Annotated in this window: 1 protein-coding gene; it reads left to right on the forward strand. The window is 70.0% G+C overall.

Translation table 11 applies throughout. The features are described from left to right. Positions 1 to 19,749, forward strand: a 19,749-nt coding sequence (locus AC1DU4_RS23640) for a non-ribosomal peptide synthase/polyketide synthase (protein ID WP_477844031.1), incomplete at both ends; no start/stop codon positions are given.

Raw genomic sequence — 19,749 nt, forward strand, 5'->3', positions numbered from 1 at the left:
CGTCCTGGATGTGGACGAGCTGCGATCCACCGTCGAGCGGGCTCTGCCGGCCTACATGGTGCCGTCGGCGTTCGTGGTGCTCGACGAGTTCCCGCTCAACGCCAGTGGCAAGCTCGACCGGAAGGCGCTGCCGGCGCCGGTGTTCGAGGCGAAGGTGTTCCGGGCGCCGTCGGGCCCGGTCGAGGAGATCGTGGCCGCGGTGTATGCGGATCTGCTCGGGGTGGAGCGGGTCGGTGCGGACGACGACTTCTTCGAGCTGGGCGGCAACTCGCTGATCGCGACGCAGGTGACGGCGCGGCTCGGTGCAGCCCTGGACACGACGGTGCAGGTGCGGACGTTGTTCGAGTCGCCGTCGGTTGCGGCGTTGGCGGTGGCAGTCGAGCAGCACGCCGGGCAGGGTGGGCGCAAGGCGCTGGTCGCGCAGGAGCGTCCGGAGTCGATTCCGTTGTCGCTGGCGCAGCAGCGGATGTGGTTCCTGAGCCGCTTCGACTCCGAGTCCGCGGTGAACAACATCCCGGCGGCGATCCGGCTCTCGGGCGCGCTGGACGTGCCGTCCCTGCAGGCCGCGATCGCCGATGTCGTTGCCCGGCACGAGATCATGCGGACCGTCTACCCCGAGCACGAGGGCGCCGGGGTGCAGGTGATCCTGCCCGCCGGCGAGGTGGTTCCGGACCTGACGCCGGTGGCCGTCGGTGCCGACGAGCTCCTCGCGCGGGTGACCGAGGTCGCGACGGTCGGGTTCGACGTCACCGCGCAGGTGCCGTTGCGCACGACGCTGTTCCAGGTCGGTGAGACCGAGCACGTGCTGGTGCTGGTGATCCATCACATCGCCGCGGACGGGTTCTCGATGGGCCCGCTGACCCGCGACGTGATGATCGCCTACGCGGCCCGTTCGGCCGGCGAGGCGCCGGGTTGGGCGCCGCTGGCGGTGCAGTACGCGGACTACAGCCTCTGGCAGCGGGAGGTGCTCGGCTCGGAGGACGATCCGGAGTCGCTGATCGCCGGCCAGCTCGGCTACTGGACGTCGGAACTGGACGGCATCCCCGCGCAGCTGGACCTGCCGAGCGACCGGCCCCGGCCGGCGGTGGCGTCCAACGTGGGCGGCACGGTCGAGTTCGCGGTGGACGCGGATCTGCATGCGGCGCTGTCGGACACGGCACGCGGCAACAACTCGTCGCTGTTCATGGTCGTGCACGCCGCGCTGGCGGTGCTGCTGGCCCGGCTTTCGGGAAGCGGCGACATCGCGATCGGCACCCCGATCGCCGGCCGCGGCGACGCGGCGCTCGACGACCTGGTCGGCATGTTCGTCAACACCCTCGTGCTGCGCACCGAGGTCGACCCCGCGGCGCCGTTCACCGAACTGCTCGGCGCGGTCCGGGAGACCGACCTCGGGGCGTTCGGGCACGCGGACGTACCGTTCGAACGGCTCGTCGAGGTACTCAACCCGGCCCGTTCGCAGGGGCGCCACCCGTTGTTCCAGGTGGCCCTGTTCTTCCAGAACCACACCCAGCCCACCCTCGAGTTGGGCGGACTTTCGGTGTCCGGCGTCGATTTCGACGCCGCGATCGCCAAGTTCGACCTGCAGGTCACCCTGACCGAGAGCGTCGACGAGTCCGGCGCACCCGCCGGTATGGCAGTGGAACTGACCTACGCCCGGGACCTGTTCGACGAGGCCACCGTGCGGGCCTTCGGTGAGCGGTTCACCCGGGTGCTGCGGGCGGTCTCGGCCGATCCGGCGCTGGCGGTGGGTGATGTCGAGCTGCTCGGCGACGACGAGCGGGCGCTGATGCTGGCCGGGTGGAACGACTCGGACCACGTGGTCGAGCCGGGGGATCTGCTGCTCGACGCGTTCGACGTGCAGGTCGCGGCGACGCCGGACGCGACGGCTCTGGTGTACGAGGGCGAGGAGCTGACGTACGCGCAGTTCGACGCCCGGGTCAACCGGTTGGCGAGGTTGCTGATCGCGGAGGGTGTGGGTCCCGAGTCGTTGGTGGCGTTGGCGATTCGCCGTTCGCTGGACCTGGTTGTCGGTATCTATGCGGTGGTCAAGGCGGGTGGCGCGTACGTGCCGGTGGACCCGGACCACCCGGCGGAGCGGATCGGTCACATCCTCGACACCGCCGATCCGGCGTGTGTGCTGACCGTCGCTCGGGACGGCATCGAGGTTCCGGGGGAGCGGTCTGTCCTGCGGATCGACACGCTCGACACGTCGGGGTTCTCGGCGGCGCCGGTCACCGACGCCGACCGGCTCGCGCGGCTGTCGCCGGATCATCCGGCGTACGTCATCTTCACGTCGGGTTCGACGGGCAAGCCGAAGGGTGTCGCGGTCAGCCACCGGGCGATCGCCAACCAGATCGCGTGGATGCTGGCGCAGTACCCGCTGGGCGGGTCGGATGTGTACCTGCAGAAGACGGCGACGACGTTCGACGTGTCGCTGTGGGGCTTCTTCATGCCGCTGCGCGCGGGTGCGCAGCTGGTGGTGGCGACGCCGGACGGGCATCGCGACCCGGCGTACGTCGCGGAGACCATCCGGGCGCGGGGTGTGACGGTCACGGACTTCGTGCCGTCGATGCTGACGGTGTTCGCGGGCGCCGTTGCCCGTGAGGATCTTTCGTCTCTGCGGTACGTGTTCGTGATCGGTGAGGCGTTGCCGGCGGAGACGGTGCGTGACTTCGCGCTGGTCTCCGATGCCGGGGTGCACAACCTCTACGGCCCGACGGAGGCGGCGGTGTCGATCACGTACGCCGACGTCACCGACACCGCGGTCGGCGGGGCGGTCTCGATCGGTCGTCCGGAGTGGAACTCGCAGGTGTTCGTGCTCGACGGCCGGCTTCGGCCGGTGCCGGTCGGCGTGCCGGGCGAGCTGTACCTGGGCGGTGTGCAGTTGGCGCGGGGTTACTACGGGCGGGTGGACCTGACGTCGGACCGGTTCGTAGCGAACCCGTTCGGCGGCAACGGTTCCCGGATGTACCGGACCGGTGACCTGGTGACGTGGCGGGCCGGCGGCGAGATCGACTACATCGGTCGCACGGACTTCCAGGTGAAGTTCCGTGGTCAGCGGATCGAGCTCGGTGAGATCGAGACGGCGTTGTTGGCGCACGAGTCGGTGCTGCAGTCGGCGGTGCTGGTGGTGGCGACGGCGACGGGTGATCACCTGGTGGCGTATGTGGTACCCGTGCAGGGCGCCTCGGTCGAGGTTGACGGGCTCAAGGAGTTCGCGGCCCGGTCGTTGCCGTCGTACATGGTGCCGTCGGCGTTGGTGGTGCTCGAGGCGTTCCCGTTGAACTCGTCCGGGAAGCTGGATCGGAAGGCGTTGCCGGCGCCGGTGTTCGAGGTGCGGGAGTTCCGGGCGCCGACGAATCCGGTGCAGGAGATCGTCGCGGGTGTCTTCGCCGGTGTCCTCGGCGTGGGCCGGGTCGGTCTGGACGACGACTTCTTCGAGCTCGGCGGCAACTCGTTGGTTGCCGCGCAGGTGATCTCGCAGGTGGGCGCCGCACTGGACACCCGGGTGCCGGTGCGGGTGCTCTTCGAGGCCTCGACGGTCGAAGCGCTCGCCGCCCGTGTCGCCGAACTTGCCGGCTCCGGCGGCCGCGCCGCACTGGTCGCCCAGCAGCGGCCGGAGCGGGTGCCGCTGTCGATGGCGCAGCAGCGGATGTGGTTCCTCAACCGCTTCGACACCGCCTCCTCCGCGTACAACATCCCGATGGCGATCCGGTTGACCGGCGACCTCGACGTGGCCGCGATGGCGGCCGCCCTGGGCGACGTGTTCGCCCGGCACGAGTCGCTGCGCACCCGCTACCCGGAGACAGAGGACGGCCCGGTCCAGGTGATCGAGCCCGTCGCGTCCGTGGTCGACCTGACCCCGGTGCAGGTGAGCGCGGACGAGCTGCCGCAGCGGCTGTTCGAGCTGGCCACCACGGCATTCGACGTCACCGCCGAGGTCCCGGTGCGGGTCGTGCTGTTCGCGGTCGACGGCGGAGACTCCGAGTACGTGCTCGGATCCGTGGTGCACCACATCGCCGCAGACGGTGCGTCGATGGCCCCGTTCGGGCGGGACATCATGACCGCCTACGCGGCGCGGACGCAGGGCCAGACCCCCGTCTGGACCGAACTGCCGGTGCAGTACGCCGACTACGCGATCTGGCAGCGCGAGGTGCTCGGCTCCGAGGACGACGCCACGTCGGTCGCGGGTCAGCAGCTCGACTTCTGGCGCACCACGCTGGCCGGGCTGCCCGACCAGCTGGACCTGCCCGGTGACCGCCCGCGGACGGCGACCCGCTCCCAGCAGGGCGGGCGGGTCGCGTTCGAGATCGGCGCCGACCTGCATCGCGGGCTGGGCACGCTGGCCCGCGAGCAGGGGGCGACCCTGTTCATGGCCGCGCACACCGCGCTGACGGTGCTGCTGGCCCGGCTGTCCGGCACCGACGACATCGCGGTCGGTACGCCGATCGCGGGCCGCGGCGAGGCCGCGATGGACGACCTGATCGGAATGTTCGTCAACACGCTGGTCTTCCGCACCCATGTCGACGGATCCAAGTCGTTCGCGGATCTCCTTGCGGCGGTGCGCGAGTCGGACCTGGCGGCCTTCGGGCACGCCGACGTCCCCTTCGAGCGACTCGTCGAGGTGCTCAACCCGACCCGTTCGACGGCCCGGCACCCGCTGTTCCAGGTGGGTTTCTCGTTCCAGAACCTGGCCCAGAGCAGCGTGGAGCTGCCCGGACTCACGGTGGCCCCGTTCGAGATCGACACCCAGATCACGCAGTTCGACCTGCAGCTGTTCCTCACCGAACGTTTCGACGCCGACGGAACTCCCGCCGGATTCGACGCGATGTTCCACTACGCCACGGACCTGTTCGACCAGTCCACGGTGGAGCGCTTCGCGGAGCGGTTCGTGCGGATCATCGCGGCCGCGGTCGCGAACCCGGCCGAGACGGTCGGCGACCTCGACTTCCTCGACCCGGCCGAGCGTCAGCTCGTGCTGTCGGGCTGGAACGACACGGCGGCCGAGGTCGCGGACGTCACCCTCTCGGACCTGGTCAACGCGCAGGTGGCCGCCGTCCCGGACGCCCCGGCACTGTGGTTCGAGGGCACCGAGCTGAGCTACCGCGAGTTCGACGCCCGGGTCAATCGCCTGGCCCGCCGGCTGATCGCGGAGGGCGTCGGACCTGAGTCGTTGGTCGCGTTGGCGATGCGTCGCTCGATCGACCTGGTCGTCGGCATGTACGCGGTGACCCAGGCCGGCGGCGCGTACGTGCCGGTGGATCCGGATCACCCGGCCGAGCGGATCGGCCACATCCTCGAGACCGCGGCGGTGGCGTGCGTACTGTCCACCGCGCGAGACGGATTCGAGGGAGCAGGGGACAGCTCTGTCCTCCTGCTGGACGAGACGGATCTGTCGGGTTACTCCGAGGCGCCGGTGACGGACGCCGAGCGGACCCGGCCGCTGCGTTCCGAGCACCCGGCGTACGTGATCTTCACGTCCGGTTCGACCGGTCGGCCCAAGGGCGTGGCGGTGAGCCACTCGGCCATCGTCAACCAGCTGCTCTGGATGACCGAGAGGTTCGCACTCGACGGCTCGGACTCGGTGCTGCTCAAGACCGCCGCGACCTTCGACCTGTCGGTGTGGGAGTTCTGGTCGGCCCTGGTCTCCGGCGGCCGAATGGTGATCGCCAAGCCCGGCGGCCACCAGGACCCGGACTACCTGCTCGACCTGCTCCGCAGTCAGGCCGTGACCACGCTGCACGCGGTGCCGTCGACGGTGTCGATGCTGATGGTCGCGGCAGCCGGTGGCGCGCTGTCGGATTCGCTGCGTCGGGTGCTCGCGATCGGTGAGGCGCTGCCCGCCGCCACCGCGCAGGCCTTCCGCGGCGCCAACGCAGCAGCGATGTTCAACCTGTACGGCCCGACCGAGGCCGCGGTGTCGGTGACGGTGCACGAGGTGCTCGACGGCGACACCGGTTCGGTGCCGATCGGTGTGCCGGAGTGGAACACCCGGGTCTACGTCCTCGACACCCGCCTGAACCCGGTGCCGGCCGGCGTCGGCGGCGAGCTCTACCTGGCCGGCGCCCAGTTGGCCCGCGGCTACCACGCCCGCCCGGACCTGACCGCGGACCGGTTCGTCGCCGATCCGTTCGGCGCCACGGGTGAGCGCATGTACCGCACCGGTGACCTGGTCACCTGGCTGCCGACCGGTGAGCTCGAGTACCTCGAGCGCAGCGACTTCCAGGTCAAGGTGCGTGGCTTCCGGATCGAGCTCGGCGAGATCGAGTCGGCGCTGATGCGCGACGAGTCCGTCGCGGCGGCGGTTGTCACCGCCAAGTCCGACGAGCGCACCGGCGACCGGCTGGTCGCCTACCTGGTGCCCGCGGCCGGCGCGGACCTCGACGTGGCGCGGCTGAAGGCCGACGCGGCGGAGGCGCTGCCGAGCTACATGGTGCCCGCGGCCTTCGTGGTCCTCGAGGCGCTGCCGCTGAACATCAACGGCAAGCTCGACCGGAAGGCGCTGCCGGATCCCGAGTTCGAGGCGGCCGAGTTCCGGGCGCCGACCACGGACGTCGAGCGACTGGTGGCCCAGGTCTTCGGCGACGTCCTCGGCGTCGAGACAGTCGGCCTCGACGACGACTTCTTCGCGCTCGGCGGCAACTCCCTGGTCGCCACCCAGGTCGCGGCCCGCCTGGGTGCGGCGCGCGAGACCCAGATTCCGGTGGCCTGGCTGTTCGAGGCGCCGACCGTCGGCGAACTGGCCGTGCGGGTGCAGGCGCATGTCGGCGGTGGGGACCGGATCGCCCTGGTCGCGGGTGAGCGTCCGGAGCAGGTTCCGCTCTCGCTTGCGCAGCAGCGGATGTGGGTGCTCAACAGGATGGCGCCCGAGTCGGCGGCATACAACATCCCCGGCGGCATCCGGCTGTCCGGCCGACTCGACGTCGCGGCGCTCGAGGCCGCGGTGCTCGACGTGCTGGCCCGCCACGAGGTGCTGCGGACGGTGTACCCGGCCGCGTCCGACGGCCCGGTTCAGCGGGTCGTGCCGGTGTCGGAGACGACCCTCGACCTGACCCCGGTCCGGGTCGACGAGCGGGTGCTGGCGGCGCGGGTCACCGAGGCGGTTGGCACCGGCTTCGACGTCACCACGACCGTGCCGGTGCGGGTGCAGCTGTTCGAGCTGAGCGAGACCGAGCACGTGCTCGTCGTGGTCGTGCACCACATCAGCGCCGACGGGTTCTCGATGGGGCCGCTGGCCCGGGACATCGTGGTGGCCTACACCGCACGTGCCGCCGGCGCGGCGCCGACCTGGGCGCCGCTGGCGGTCCAGTACGCGGACTACAGCCTGTGGCAGCGCGAGGTGCTCGGGTCCGAGGACGACGCGTCGAGCCTGCTCTCCCGTCAGCTCACGCACTGGCAGGACGTGTTGGCGGGGATGCCCGACAAGCTCGACCTGCCTGCGGATCGTTCCCGGCCCGCAGTGCAGACGTTCGGCGGCGCGCGGTTCGAGTTCGACGTTCCGGCGGGCACCTACGGTGCGCTGGTCGAGTTCGCGCAGGCACGCGGCGTCACGCTGTTCATGGTGATGCACGCGGCGCTGACCGTGCTGCTTTCGCGGCTGAGCGGGACCACCGACATCGCGGTCGGCACGCCGATCGCCGGCCGTGGCGAGCAGGAGCTCGACGACATGATCGGCATGTTCGTCAACACCCTCGTGCTGCGGACGGAGGTCGACGGGGCGGCCTCGTTCGAGGCATTGCTGGCGCAGGTGCGCGAGCGCGACCTCGCCGCCTTCGGGCACGCCGACGTGCCGTTCGAGCGGCTCGTGCAGGCACTGAATCCGGACCGCTCCACGGCGCGTCACCCGTTGTTCCAGGTTGCGCTGGCGTTCCAGAGCACTGCCGCGGCCTCGATCGAACTCCCCGGGCTGACGGTCTCCACGGAGGACGCGAACCTCGACAGCTCCAAGTTCGACCTGCAGCTGACGCTGCAGCCGGCAGGTGCGGCCGACGGTCCGATGCGTGCCGAGTTCACCTATGCAACAGATCTTTTCGACGAACCGACGGTGTCTGTGTTCGCACAGCGCTTCGTCCGGATTCTTGATGTGATCCTGGTCGAGCCCGCCACCTCGGTCGGCGACATCGAGATCATGTCGGCGGTCGAGCGGTCGGATCTCGCCGTTCGTCAGGCTGCGGCCGCGGACCCGATCGTGCCGCTGCCCGAGCTCCTCGCGGAGGCCTCGGCGTCGAACCCCGACGGCATCGCCGTCCGGTTCGACGGTCGGCAGCTGACGTATCGGCAGATCGACGAGTGGTCGTCGCGGCTGGCTCGGATGATGATCGGTTCGGGCGTGGGTCCGGGTGCGTTTGTCGCCCTCGGTATTCCGAGGTCRATCGAGTCGGTGCTCGCGGTGTGGGCCGTCGCCAAGACGGGTGCGGCATTCGTTCCCGTCGACCCGAACTACCCGGCGGACCGGATTGCGCACATGGTGTCCGATTCGGGTGCTCGTTTCGGCCTGACCATCGCCGGTTCGGTGGAGGCACTGCCCGCATCGGTGCAGTGGCTCGTCATCGACTCGCCCGAGCTCGAGCTGCACTGCGCGTCGATGTCGTCTGCCCCCGTCGACGAGGCCGAGCTGGTCGGCACGTTGCGGCCGGAGAACACGGCATACGTGATCTACACGTCCGGGTCGACGGGCACGCCCAAGGGTGTCTCGGTGAGCCACGGCGGGCTGTCGAACCTGTCGGCCGAGCAGCGGGACCGGTTCCGGATCACCCCCGAGTCGAAGACACTGCACTTTGCCTCACCGAGCTTCGACGCGTCGATGCTCGAGCTGCTGCTGGCGATCGGGGCCGGGGCAACCATGGTGATCGTTCCGCCGTCGGTGTACGGCGGCGACGAATTGACCCGGTTGCTGCGCGAGGAGCGGGTGAGTCACGCCTTCATCACCCCGGCGGCGCTGGCATCGCTCGATCCCGACCAGCTACCGGACCTGGAGTCGGTCATGGTCGGTGGCGAGGCATACACGTCTGACCTGATGTCGCGGTGGGCGAGGGGCCGCCGGTTCTTCAACGTGTACGGCCCGACCGAGACGACGATCATCGTCACCAGCAGCGATCCGCTGGTGCCGGGTGGGACGATGCCGATCGGTGTGCCCCTGCGCGGGGTTGCCGCGCGGGTGCTCGACGTGCGTCTGCGCCCGGTTCCGGTGGGGGTCGCGGGTGAGCTGTACCTGGCGGGTCCCGGTGTGGCGCTGGGCTACCACCACCGTGCGGGGCTGACCGCGGACCGGTTTGTCGCCGCGACATCTGGCACCGCGGGCGAGCGGATGTACCGGACCGGAGACGTCGTGCGGTGGGTCCCCGGCGCAGACGGGCTGGTGATCGAGTACGTCGGCCGCAGCGACTTCCAGGTGAAGGTGCGCGGTTTCCGCATCGAACTCGGGGAGATCGATTCGGCTCTGTTGGCGCACGAGGACGTGGAGTTCGCCGCGACGATGGGGCACACCAGCTCTGCGGGTGCCACCTCGCTGGTGTCGTACGTGTTGCCGGCCGCCGGAAGCACCGTCGACCCGGCGCAGCTGACGGAGTTCGTGGCGCGGTCGCTGACCGCGTACATGGTGCCCGCATCGATCATGGTGCTCGACGAGATCCCGCTCACGCCGGTGGGCAAACTGGATCGAAAGGCGTTGCCGGAGCCGGTGTTCGCCGCTCGGGAGTTCCGGGCGCCGACCACTCCGGCCGAGGAGGTCGTCGCGGGCGTGTTCGCCGACGTGCTCGGGCTCGAGCGGATCGGCCTGGACGACGACTTCTTCGCCCTGGGCGGCAACTCGCTGATCGCCACCCAGGTGACCGCACGTCTCGGTGCCGCGCTCGACACCACCGTGCCGGTGATCGCGCTGTTCGAGGCCTCGACGGTGCGGGATCTGGCGGCGGCACTGGAACAGCGGGTCGGCCTCGGTGGCCGGGCCGCGCTGGAGGCGCAGCCGCGCCCGGACGTCCTGCCGCTCTCACTTGCGCAGCAACGGATGTGGTTCCTCAACCGGATGGATCCGGATTCTGCGGCGTACAACATTCCTGTCGCGATCAGGCTCACCGGCGACCTCGACACGGTGGCCCTGCAGGCCGCGGTCGTGGACGTGCTCGAGCGTCACGAGTCGCTGCGCACCGTGTTCCCCGAGGTCGACGGGGTCCCGCAGCAGGTGATCGTGCCGACCGCGCAGGTGGTTCCGGACCTGACCCCGGTGGTCGTCACCGAGGACGAGATCCACGACCGGGTGTTCGCGATGATGTCGGCGCCGTTCGACGTCGCCGGCGAGGTGCCGCTGCGTGCCGCGCTGTACGCGACGAGCCAACGGGACTACGTGCTCGTCCTCTCCGTTCATCACATCAGCGCCGACGGCTGGTCGATCGCGCCGCTGACGCGCGACGTGATGGTGGCCTACGCGGCGCGCAACGCCGGGCAGGAGGGCCCGGGTTGGGCCCCGCTCCCGGTGCAGTACGCGGACTTCGCGATCTGGCAGCGTGGACTGCTCGGGTCCGAGGACGACGCGGACTCGCTGATCACCACCCAGCTGGACTACTGGCGCGGTGCCCTGGCGAACCTGCCGGACCTGTTGGAACTGCCCACCGACCGTCCCCGACCGGCCGTCGGGAGCAGCCGTGGGGCGAAGCTGTCCTTCGAGATCGGAACAGAACTGCACGCCGGCATGGGCCGGATCGCCCGCGAGCACGGCGTGACGCAGTTCATGGTCGTGCACGCAGCCTTCGCGGTGCTGCTCGCGCGCCTGTCCGGCAGCGCTGACATCGCGGTCGGCACACCCATCGCGGGCCGAGGGGAGGCCGGACTCGACGACATGGTCGGCATGTTCGTCAACACCCTGGTGCTGCGCACCGAGGTGGACCCCGCGGACACCTTTGTCGAGCTGTTCCGTCGAGTCCGCGACCGCGACGTGGCCGCGTTCGGTCATGCCGACGTGCCGTTCGAGCGGCTGGTCGAGGCGCTCGCCCCGATCCGGTCGCAGTCGCACTCGCCGCTGTTCCAGGCGTCTCTGACGCTGCAGAACCTCGAGCGCAGTGACCTGGAGTTGCCGGGCCTGACCGTCGGCCTGCTCGAATCCGATGTCGCGGTCACCCAGTTCGACTTGGACCTCATCCTCGCCGAGGCGTTCACGGCAACCGGCGAACCGAACGGATTCGAGGCGTGCTTCACGTACGCGTCCGACCTCTTCGACGAGTCCACCGTTGCCGGGTTCGCCGCGCGCTTCGTGCGGATACTCGAGGCGTCCGTGACGAACCCGGCCGTTGCGGTCGGTGACGTCGAGATCCTGGCGGCCGACGAGCGCGAACGGGTGCTGCGGGAGTGGAACGAGACCGCGGTCGATCTCGCGCCGATGACATTGATCGACCCGTTCGACGGACAGGTGACGCGCACCCCCGACGCGATCGCCGTGGTGTTCGAGGGACAGAGCCTGACCTACCGCGAGTTCGACGAGCGTGCGAACCGACTGGCCCGCAAGCTGATCGCCGACGGGGTCGGACCCGAGACGCTGGTCGGCCTGGCGATGAGTCGCTCGCTGGAGTTGATGGTCGGCATGTACGCCATCGTCAAGGCCGGTGGCGCGTACGTGCCGATCGATCCGGAGCATCCGGCCGAGCGCACCGGGTACGTGCTCGAGTCGGCGGCACCGGTGTGCACCGTGACCACCAGCCGGGACCAGGGCTGCCTGCCCGCCGGCTGCACGAAGATCGTGGTGGACGAGGTGGACCTGAGCGGGTACTCGGCCACCCGTGTCACGGACGGTGACCGGCGATCGCCGCTGCGCCCGCAGAACGCCGCGTACGTGATCTACACGTCGGGTTCGACCGGCCGACCGAAGGGCGTGGCAATCAGCCACGAGTCGATCGTGAACTACCTGGCCTGGCTCACCGACCGGTACGAGATGACCGTGACGGACCGGGTGGTGCAGAAGGCGCCGACCACGTTCGACGTGTCGGTGTGGGAGTGCTTTGCCGCGCTGCAGGTCGGCGGTCGGGTGGTGCTCGCCGTGCCCGGCGGCCACCGTGATCCCGACTACCTGGCGGCGTTGATCGACGAGCAGTCGATCACGATCGCCGAGTTCGTCCCGTCGATGCTCAGCATGTTCCTCGCGGCGGGCAAGGCCGACGGACTGGACTCGTTGCGGGTCGTGTTCGCCGGTGGCGAGGCGCTCGCGCCGAACGTGCTGCGGGACTTCGTCGCGGCGACCGGGACGACCATCGACAATGCCTACGGTCCGACCGAGACCGCAGTCGGCATCCTCTACGAGCCGGCGGTCGAGCGGTACGCCGGCGAGGGCACCACCGTCCCGATCGGCGGGCCCAGCTGGAACGCGGCCGCGATGGTGCTCGACACCCGCCTGCATCCAGTTCCCGTCGGCTCCGCGGGTGAGTTGTACCTGTCGGGTGTCCAGTTGGCCCGCGGATACGTCGGTCGTGTGGACCTGACCGCGGAACGGTTCGTCGCCGACCCGTTCGGTCAGCCGGGTGACCGGATGTACCGCACCGGCGATCTGGTGCGTTGGAATCGTGACGGACGGTTGGAGTTCCTGGGCCGCACCGATTTCCAGGTGAAGCTGCGTGGCCTGCGGATCGAGCTCGGCGAGATCGAGGCGGTGCTGACGCGGGCGGACTCCGTCGCGCAGGCCATCGTGACCATGGTGCGCAGCGCGCGCGCCGGTGAGCACCTCGTCGGCTACGTGACCCCGCGGCCCGACACGGCTCCGACCGAGGCGGACCTGCGCGCCGCGGTGGCCGCCGACCTGCCGGCCTACATGGTGCCGACGCGGATCGTGGTGCTCGACGAGCTCCCGCTCAGCTCTGCGGGCAAGGTGGACCGCAAGGCGCTGCCGGAGCCGGACTTCGCAGTGGCGACCACCGAGTTCCGGGAGCCGGCAACCGAGGCGGAGGCCGTCGTGGCCGCAGTGTTCGCCGAGCTGCTCGGTGCTCCCCGGATCGGCGCCGACGACGACTTCTTCGCGCTCGGCGGCAACTCGCTCCTCGCGATGCGGCTGGTGTCTCGGATCAACGCGGCGCTCGGCTGCAACCTCGGCGTGCGTGCGGTCTTCGAGGCGTCGACGGTGACCGGGCTGGCGGCACAGGTCGAAACGGCCGCGACGGCGCCCGGCGCACCGGCGCTGGTGGCCGGACCGCGACCGGACCGGATTCCGTTGTCGTTGGCACAGAACCGGATGTGGTTCCTCAACCAGTTCGATCCGGACTCGTCCGCGTACACCATCCCGTTGGCGATCAGCCTGCGCGGGCGCCTCGACGCCGAGGCGTTGGGACTCGCGGTCCGCGACGTGTTCGAACGCCACGAGTCGCTGCGGACCGTGTTCCCCGACGACGGACAGGGGCCGGTCCAGGTGATCCTGCCCGCCGATCGGGTCGAGCTCGACCTGACGCCGGTGGACATCGACCCGCAGGATCTGCCGGCCACGGTGGTCGAGATCCTCGGTGCCGGTTTCGACGTGACGGCGGCGGTCCCCGTGCGCGGCTCGCTGCTGCACACCGGTCCCGACGAGCACGTGCTGGTGATGGCGATCCACCACATCAGCGCGGACGGCGTCTCGACGGCGCCGATGGCCCGCGACCTCATGTTGGCCTACGTGGCACGCACCGCCGGAGCGGCTCCGGCATGGGCGCCCCTGCCGGTGCAGTACGCGGACTTCACGCTGTGGCAGCACCAGCTACTCGGCTCCGAGAGTGACCCGGAGTCGTTGGCCGCCCAGCAGATCGGGTTCTGGAAGGACGCTCTCGCGGGGCTTCCGGACGTGCTCGAGTTGCCGACGGACCGGCCCCGACCGGCGGTGGCGTCCGGTCGTGGCTCCCGGCTGCCCTTCGAGATCGACCCGGACGTGGCCGCCGGCATCGAGGCACTCGCCCGCGAGTACGGCGTCACCACCTTCATGGTCGTGCACGCCGCGTACTCGGTGCTGCTCGCGCGCCTGTCCGGCACTGCCGACATCGCGGTCGGTACGCCGATCGCCGGCCGCAGTGAGGCCGCGCTGGACGACCTCGTCGGGATGTTCGTCAACACCCTGGTGTTGCGAACCGAGGTCGACCCGGCCGGATCCTTCGGCGAACTGCTCCAGAAGGTCCGAGTGGCCGACCTGGCCGCGTTCGGGCATGCCGAGGTTCCGTTCGAGCGACTGGTCGAGGCACTCAACCCGGCTCGCTCGCAGTCACATTCGCCGTTGTTCCAGGCGTCCATGACGTTGGAGCTCGACGAGGACTCCACCCTCGAACTGCCGGGGCTGACCATCAGTGGTGTCGACTACGAGGCCGACACCACCCAGTTCGACCTGACGCTGATCGTCACCGAGGGGGTCGAGGTCGGTGGCCGACCCGGTGGGATGGCTGCCGCCCTGCGGTACGCCACCGACCTGTTCGACCGGGCGACAGTCGAGTCGTTCGCGGACCGGTTCGTGCGGATCCTGCGCGAGGTGGTCGCTGCTCCCGACGTGCTGGTCGGCGACATCGAGCTGCTCGGCGACGCCGAGCGCGAGCGGGTGCTGTTCGACTGGAACGCGACGGACGAACTGATCTCCCCGCAGACCCTCGTGGACCTGTTCGAGGCGCAGGTCGCGGCGACGCCGACAGCGGCGGCGCTCACCTTCGACGGCGAGTCGCTGACCTACGCCGAGTTCTCGGCGCGAGCGAATCGGCTGGCCCGGCACCTGATCTCGATCGGTGTCGGTCCGGAGTCGCTGGTGGCGCTGGCCGCGCGCCGGTCGTTCGACCTGCTCGTGGGCATCTACGCGGTGCTCGAGGCCGGTGGCGCCTACGTGCCGATCGATCCGGATCAGCCGGCCGACCGGATCGGCCACATTCTCGACTCCGCGGACCCGGTGTGCATCCTGTCCACGACGCGGGACGGATTCGAGGCGCCGGGGGACAGGTCTGTCCTGAACATCGACGCGCTCGAGCTGTACGGCTTCAGTGCCCGCCCGGTTGTCGACGCCGATCGCATCGCGTCGCTGGCCCCCTCGAACACCGCCTACGTCATCTTCACCTCGGGATCGACCGGCCGTCCGAAGGGCGTCGCCGTCAGCCACGGGGCAATCGTCAACCGCCTGCTGTGGATGCAGTCCGAGTACCGGCTCGGCGGCACGGACGCGGTGCTGCAGAAGACTCCGGTCACGTTCGACGTGTCGGTGTGGGAGCTGTTCTGGCCGCTGCAGGTCGGCGCGCGCCTGGTGATCGCGGTGCCGGACGGCCATCGGGATCCGGCGTACCTCGCACGAGTGATTGCCGCGGAGTCGGTGACCACCGCCCACTTCGTGCCGTCGATGCTGGCGCTGTACGTGGCGGAACCTGCCGTCGCGTCGGCGTCCTCGCTGGTTCGCGTGTTCGCCTCAGGTGAGGCGCTGCCGGCCCAGACCGCAGACCGGCTGCGCGAGGTGGCGCCACAGGCGCGGCTGCACAACCTCTACGGCCCGACCGAGGCCGCGGTCGACGTGACCTTCCACGAGGTCACCGAGGCGGACCGGGTGGGCGTGCCGATCGGCGCACCGGTGTGGAACACCCAGGTGTTCGTGCTGGACGCGCGGCTGCGGCCCGTTCCGATCGGGGTGGCCGGCGAGCTGTACCTGGCRGGGGACCAGTTGGCCCGCGGGTACGTCGGCCGGCCCGACCTGACCGCGGACCGTTTCGTGGCCAGCCCCTTTGTGGGCGGGGCCCGGATGTACCGCACCGGCGACCTGGTGAAGTGGATCGGCAACGGTGAGRTCGACTACCTCGGCCGCACCGACTTCCAGGTGAAGCTGCGCGGTCTGCGGATCGAGCTCGGGGAGATCGAGACGGCTCTGGTGGGCCTCGATTCCGTCGCACAGTCGGTCGTCACGCTGCACCACGACGACCGTTCCGGTGAGGCGCTGGTCGGCTACCTGGTGCCCACCGCCGGCGCCTCGGTGGACCTGGCCGACGTCAAGGCCGCGTTGCGCGAGAGCCTGCCGGCCTACATGGTGCCGACGGCCTTCGTGGTGCTCGAGGCCTTCCCGCTGAACGCCTCCGGCAAGCTGGACCGCAAGGCGCTGCCGTCGCCGGTCTTCGAGGCGAAGCAGTTCCGGGCGCCGTCGACCCCGGTCGAGGAGATCGTGGCCGGCGTGTTTGCGGAGCTGCTCGGTATCGCCCGGGTGGGCGTCGACGACGACTTCTTCGAGCTCGGCGGCAACTCGCTGATCGCGACCCAGGTGGCCGCGAGGCTGGGCGCGGCCTTCGACGCCGCGGTGCCGGTGCGGACCGTGTTCGATGCATCCACCGTCGAGGCGCTCGCCGCGGCGACGGGTGCGCTGGCCGGCAGCGGCGGCCGGATCGCGCTCACCGCGCAGCGGCGACCGGAGCGGATCCCGATGTCCCTGGCGCAGTCTCGGATGTGGTTCCTGAGCCGGTTCGACAGCGAGAGCGCCGTCAACAACATCCCGGTCGCGGTCCGGCTGGCGGGCGAGCTCGACGTGGCCGCGCTGCGGGCCGCGGTCGGAGACGTGCTGGCCAGGCACGAGATCCTGCGGACGGTCTACCCCGAGCACGAGGGGGCCGGCTTCCAGGTCGTCCTGCCGGCCGACCGGGTCAGCGTGGACCTGACGCCGGTCGCGGTCGCGTCTGACGAGCTGCTCGCCCGCGCCACGGAATTCGTCGCCGGTGGGTTCGACGTCACCGTCGACGTGCCGCTGCGCGCCCTGCTGATGAGCATCGACGGCGGCGAGTCGGCCCCGGGGACCGACCACGTCCTGGTGTTCGTCGTGCATCACATTGCCTCCGACGGATTCTCGATGGGGCCGTTGGTGCGGGACGTGATGATTGCCTACTCGGCACGGAAGTCGGGGGAGTCGCCGTCCTGGGCACCGCTGGCCGTCCAGTACGCGGACTACAGCCTGTGGCAGCGCGAGGTGCTCGGGTCGGAGCAGGACACCGACTCGCTGATCGCACGTCAGCTCGGGTACTGGACCGGGACGCTGGCGGGTCTGCCCGCGCAGTTGGATCTCCCGTCCGATCGCCCGCGTCCCGCCGTCGCCTCCAACCGCGGCGCGTCGGTCGGGTTGGACCTCGACGCCGGCCTGCACGCCGCGCTCGGCACGGTTGCGCGTGCCCACGGCGCCACCCCGTTCATGGTGGTGCACGCAGCGTTGGCGGTGCTGTTGGCACGGCTGTCGGGTACCACGGACATCGCGATCGGTACGCCGGTCGCGGGTCGCGGTGACGCCGCGCTCGACGACCTGGTCGGCATGTTCGTCAACACCCTGGTGTTGCGGACCGAGGTCGATTCGGCCGAGTCCTTCGCGGACCTGCTGGGCCGGGTCCGTTCGGTCGACCTCGGGGCATTCGGGCACGCGGAGCTGCCGTTCGAGCGGCTGGTCGAGGTGCTCAACCCGGTCCGTTCGCAGGGTCGGCACCCGTTGGTGCAGGTCGCCTTGTTCTTCCAGAACCTCGCGCAGTCGAGCCTCGAGCTCGACGGACTCGACGTCTCCGCGGTGGAGTTCGACGAGGACATTGCCAAGTTCGACCTGCAGGTCACCATGTCGGAGTCCCATGGGGAGGACGGGACGCCCACCGGGATGCGGGTGGACCTGAACTATGCGACCGACCTGATCGACGAGCAGTCGATCCGTAGGTTCGGCGACCGGTTCCTGCGGATCCTCGCAGCCTTCGTCGCGGATCCCACCGCGGTCGTCGGGGACGTGGAGCTGCTCGAGGTCACGGAGCGAACGGTGCTGCTGGAGGGCTGGAACGACTCGGCCCACGAGCTGCCGTCCGGTCAGCTGCTCCTGGACGGGTTCCGCCGCCAGGCCGAGGCCACCCCGGACAACATCGCGGTGGTGTACGAGGGCGAGTCGCTCACCTACGCCGAGTTCGGAGCGCGGGTGAACCGGCTGGCACGCCTCCTCGTCGACGAGGGCGTTGGTCCGGAGTCGTTGGTGGCGTTGGCTGTTCGACGTTCGTTGGATCTGGTCGTCGGCATCTACGCGGTGCTCGAGGCGGGCGGCGCCTACGTGCCGATCGACCCGGACCACCCGATGGAGCGGATCGGTCACATCCTGGACACCGCGGATCCGGCCTGCGTGCTGACCACCGCGCGAGACGGGTTCCAGGCGCCGGGAGGCCGAGCCGTCCTGTGCATCGACACGGTCGACGTGTCGGGCTACTCGGCAGCGCCGGTTCTCGACGCGGAACGGTCCGCGGTGCTGCGTCGTACGCACCCCGCATACGTGATCTTCACGTCGGGCTCGACCGGCAAGCCCAAGGGCGTCGCCGTCGATCACGGCGCGATCGTCAACCAGATGGAGTGGATGCAGGGCGAGTACCTGCTCGACGGCTCGGACGTCTACCTGCAGAAGACCGCGACCACCTTCGACGTCTCGMTGTGGGGTTGGTTCATGCCGCTGCGGGTGGGTGCGCAACTCGTGGTCGCGACCCCGGACGGCCACCGCGACCCGCTCTACGTCGCGGAGAAGATCGCCGAGCACTCGGTCACTGTCACGGACTTCGTGCCGTCGATGCTGGCGGTGTTCGCCGATACGGTGTCCTCGGCCGGCGCGTCACTCGCCTCGTTGCGGCACGTGTACGTGATCGGTGAGGCACTGCCCGCGGAGACGGTGCGGGCGTTCTCGGCAGTCAGCCCGGCCAGGTTGCACAACCTGTACGGGCCGACCGAGGCCGCCGTGTCGATCACCTACCGTGAGGTGACCGGCGAGGGCAACTCTGCCGCGGTGGCCATCGGGCGACCGATGTGGAACTCGCAGGTGTTCGTCCTGGACTCGCGTCTGCGTCCGGTTCCGGTGGGTGTGCCGGGTGAGTTGTACCTGGCGGGCGACCAGTTGGCGCGCGGATACTACGGCCGGGTCGACCTCACGTCTGACCGGTTCGTGGCGAATCCGTTCAGCCCCGGTGGCGAGCGCATGTACCGCACCGGCGACCTGGTGTTCTGGGGCGCTGACGGGGAACTCGGCTACATCGGACGCACCGACTTCCAGGTCAAGTTCCGCGGCCAGCGCATCGAACTGGGCGAGATCGAGACGGCACTGCTGGCGCACGACGCGGTCCTGCAGTCGGCGGTGTTGGTGGTCTCGACGGCGACGGGCGACCACCTGGTCGCCTACGTCGTGCCCATGCAGGGTACGCAGGTGAACTCGGAGGACCTGCTCGGTTTCGCGTCGACGTCGCTGCCCACCTACATGGTTCCGTCGGCAATCGTCGTACTGGCGGAGTTCCCGTTGAACCCGTCCGGCAAGCTGGACCGAAAGGCGTTGCCGGCTCCGGTGTTCGAGGCGCGCGCGTACCGGGCGCCGCAGACCGGGTCCGCACGACTGGTTGCCGAGACCTTCGCCGAGGTGCTCGGGCTCGAACAGGTCGGTCTGGACGACGACTTCTTCGAGTTGGGCGGCAACTCGCTGGTCGCGATGCAGGTCGCGGCGCGGCTCGGCAGTGCGCTCGACACCCGGGTTGCGGTGCGGGAGCTGTTCGAGGCAACCACGGTCGAACTGCTCGCGGCCAGGCTGGATTCCTCCGCACACGACGGCGACCGTGTCGCGTTGACGGTGTGGGAGCGTCCGGAGCGGATTCCGCTGTCGCTTGCGCAGTCGCGGATGTGGTTCCTGAACCGTTTCGACTCCTCGTCGTCGGCGTACAACATTCCGGTTGTGGTGCGGTTGTCGGGTGTTCTCGATGTCGATGCGTTGGGTGCTGCGGTGGCCGATGTGGTGGCGCGGCACGAGGTGTTGCGCACGGTGTATGT

Source organism: Rhodococcus sp. P4_F5 (assembly GCF_056401315.1).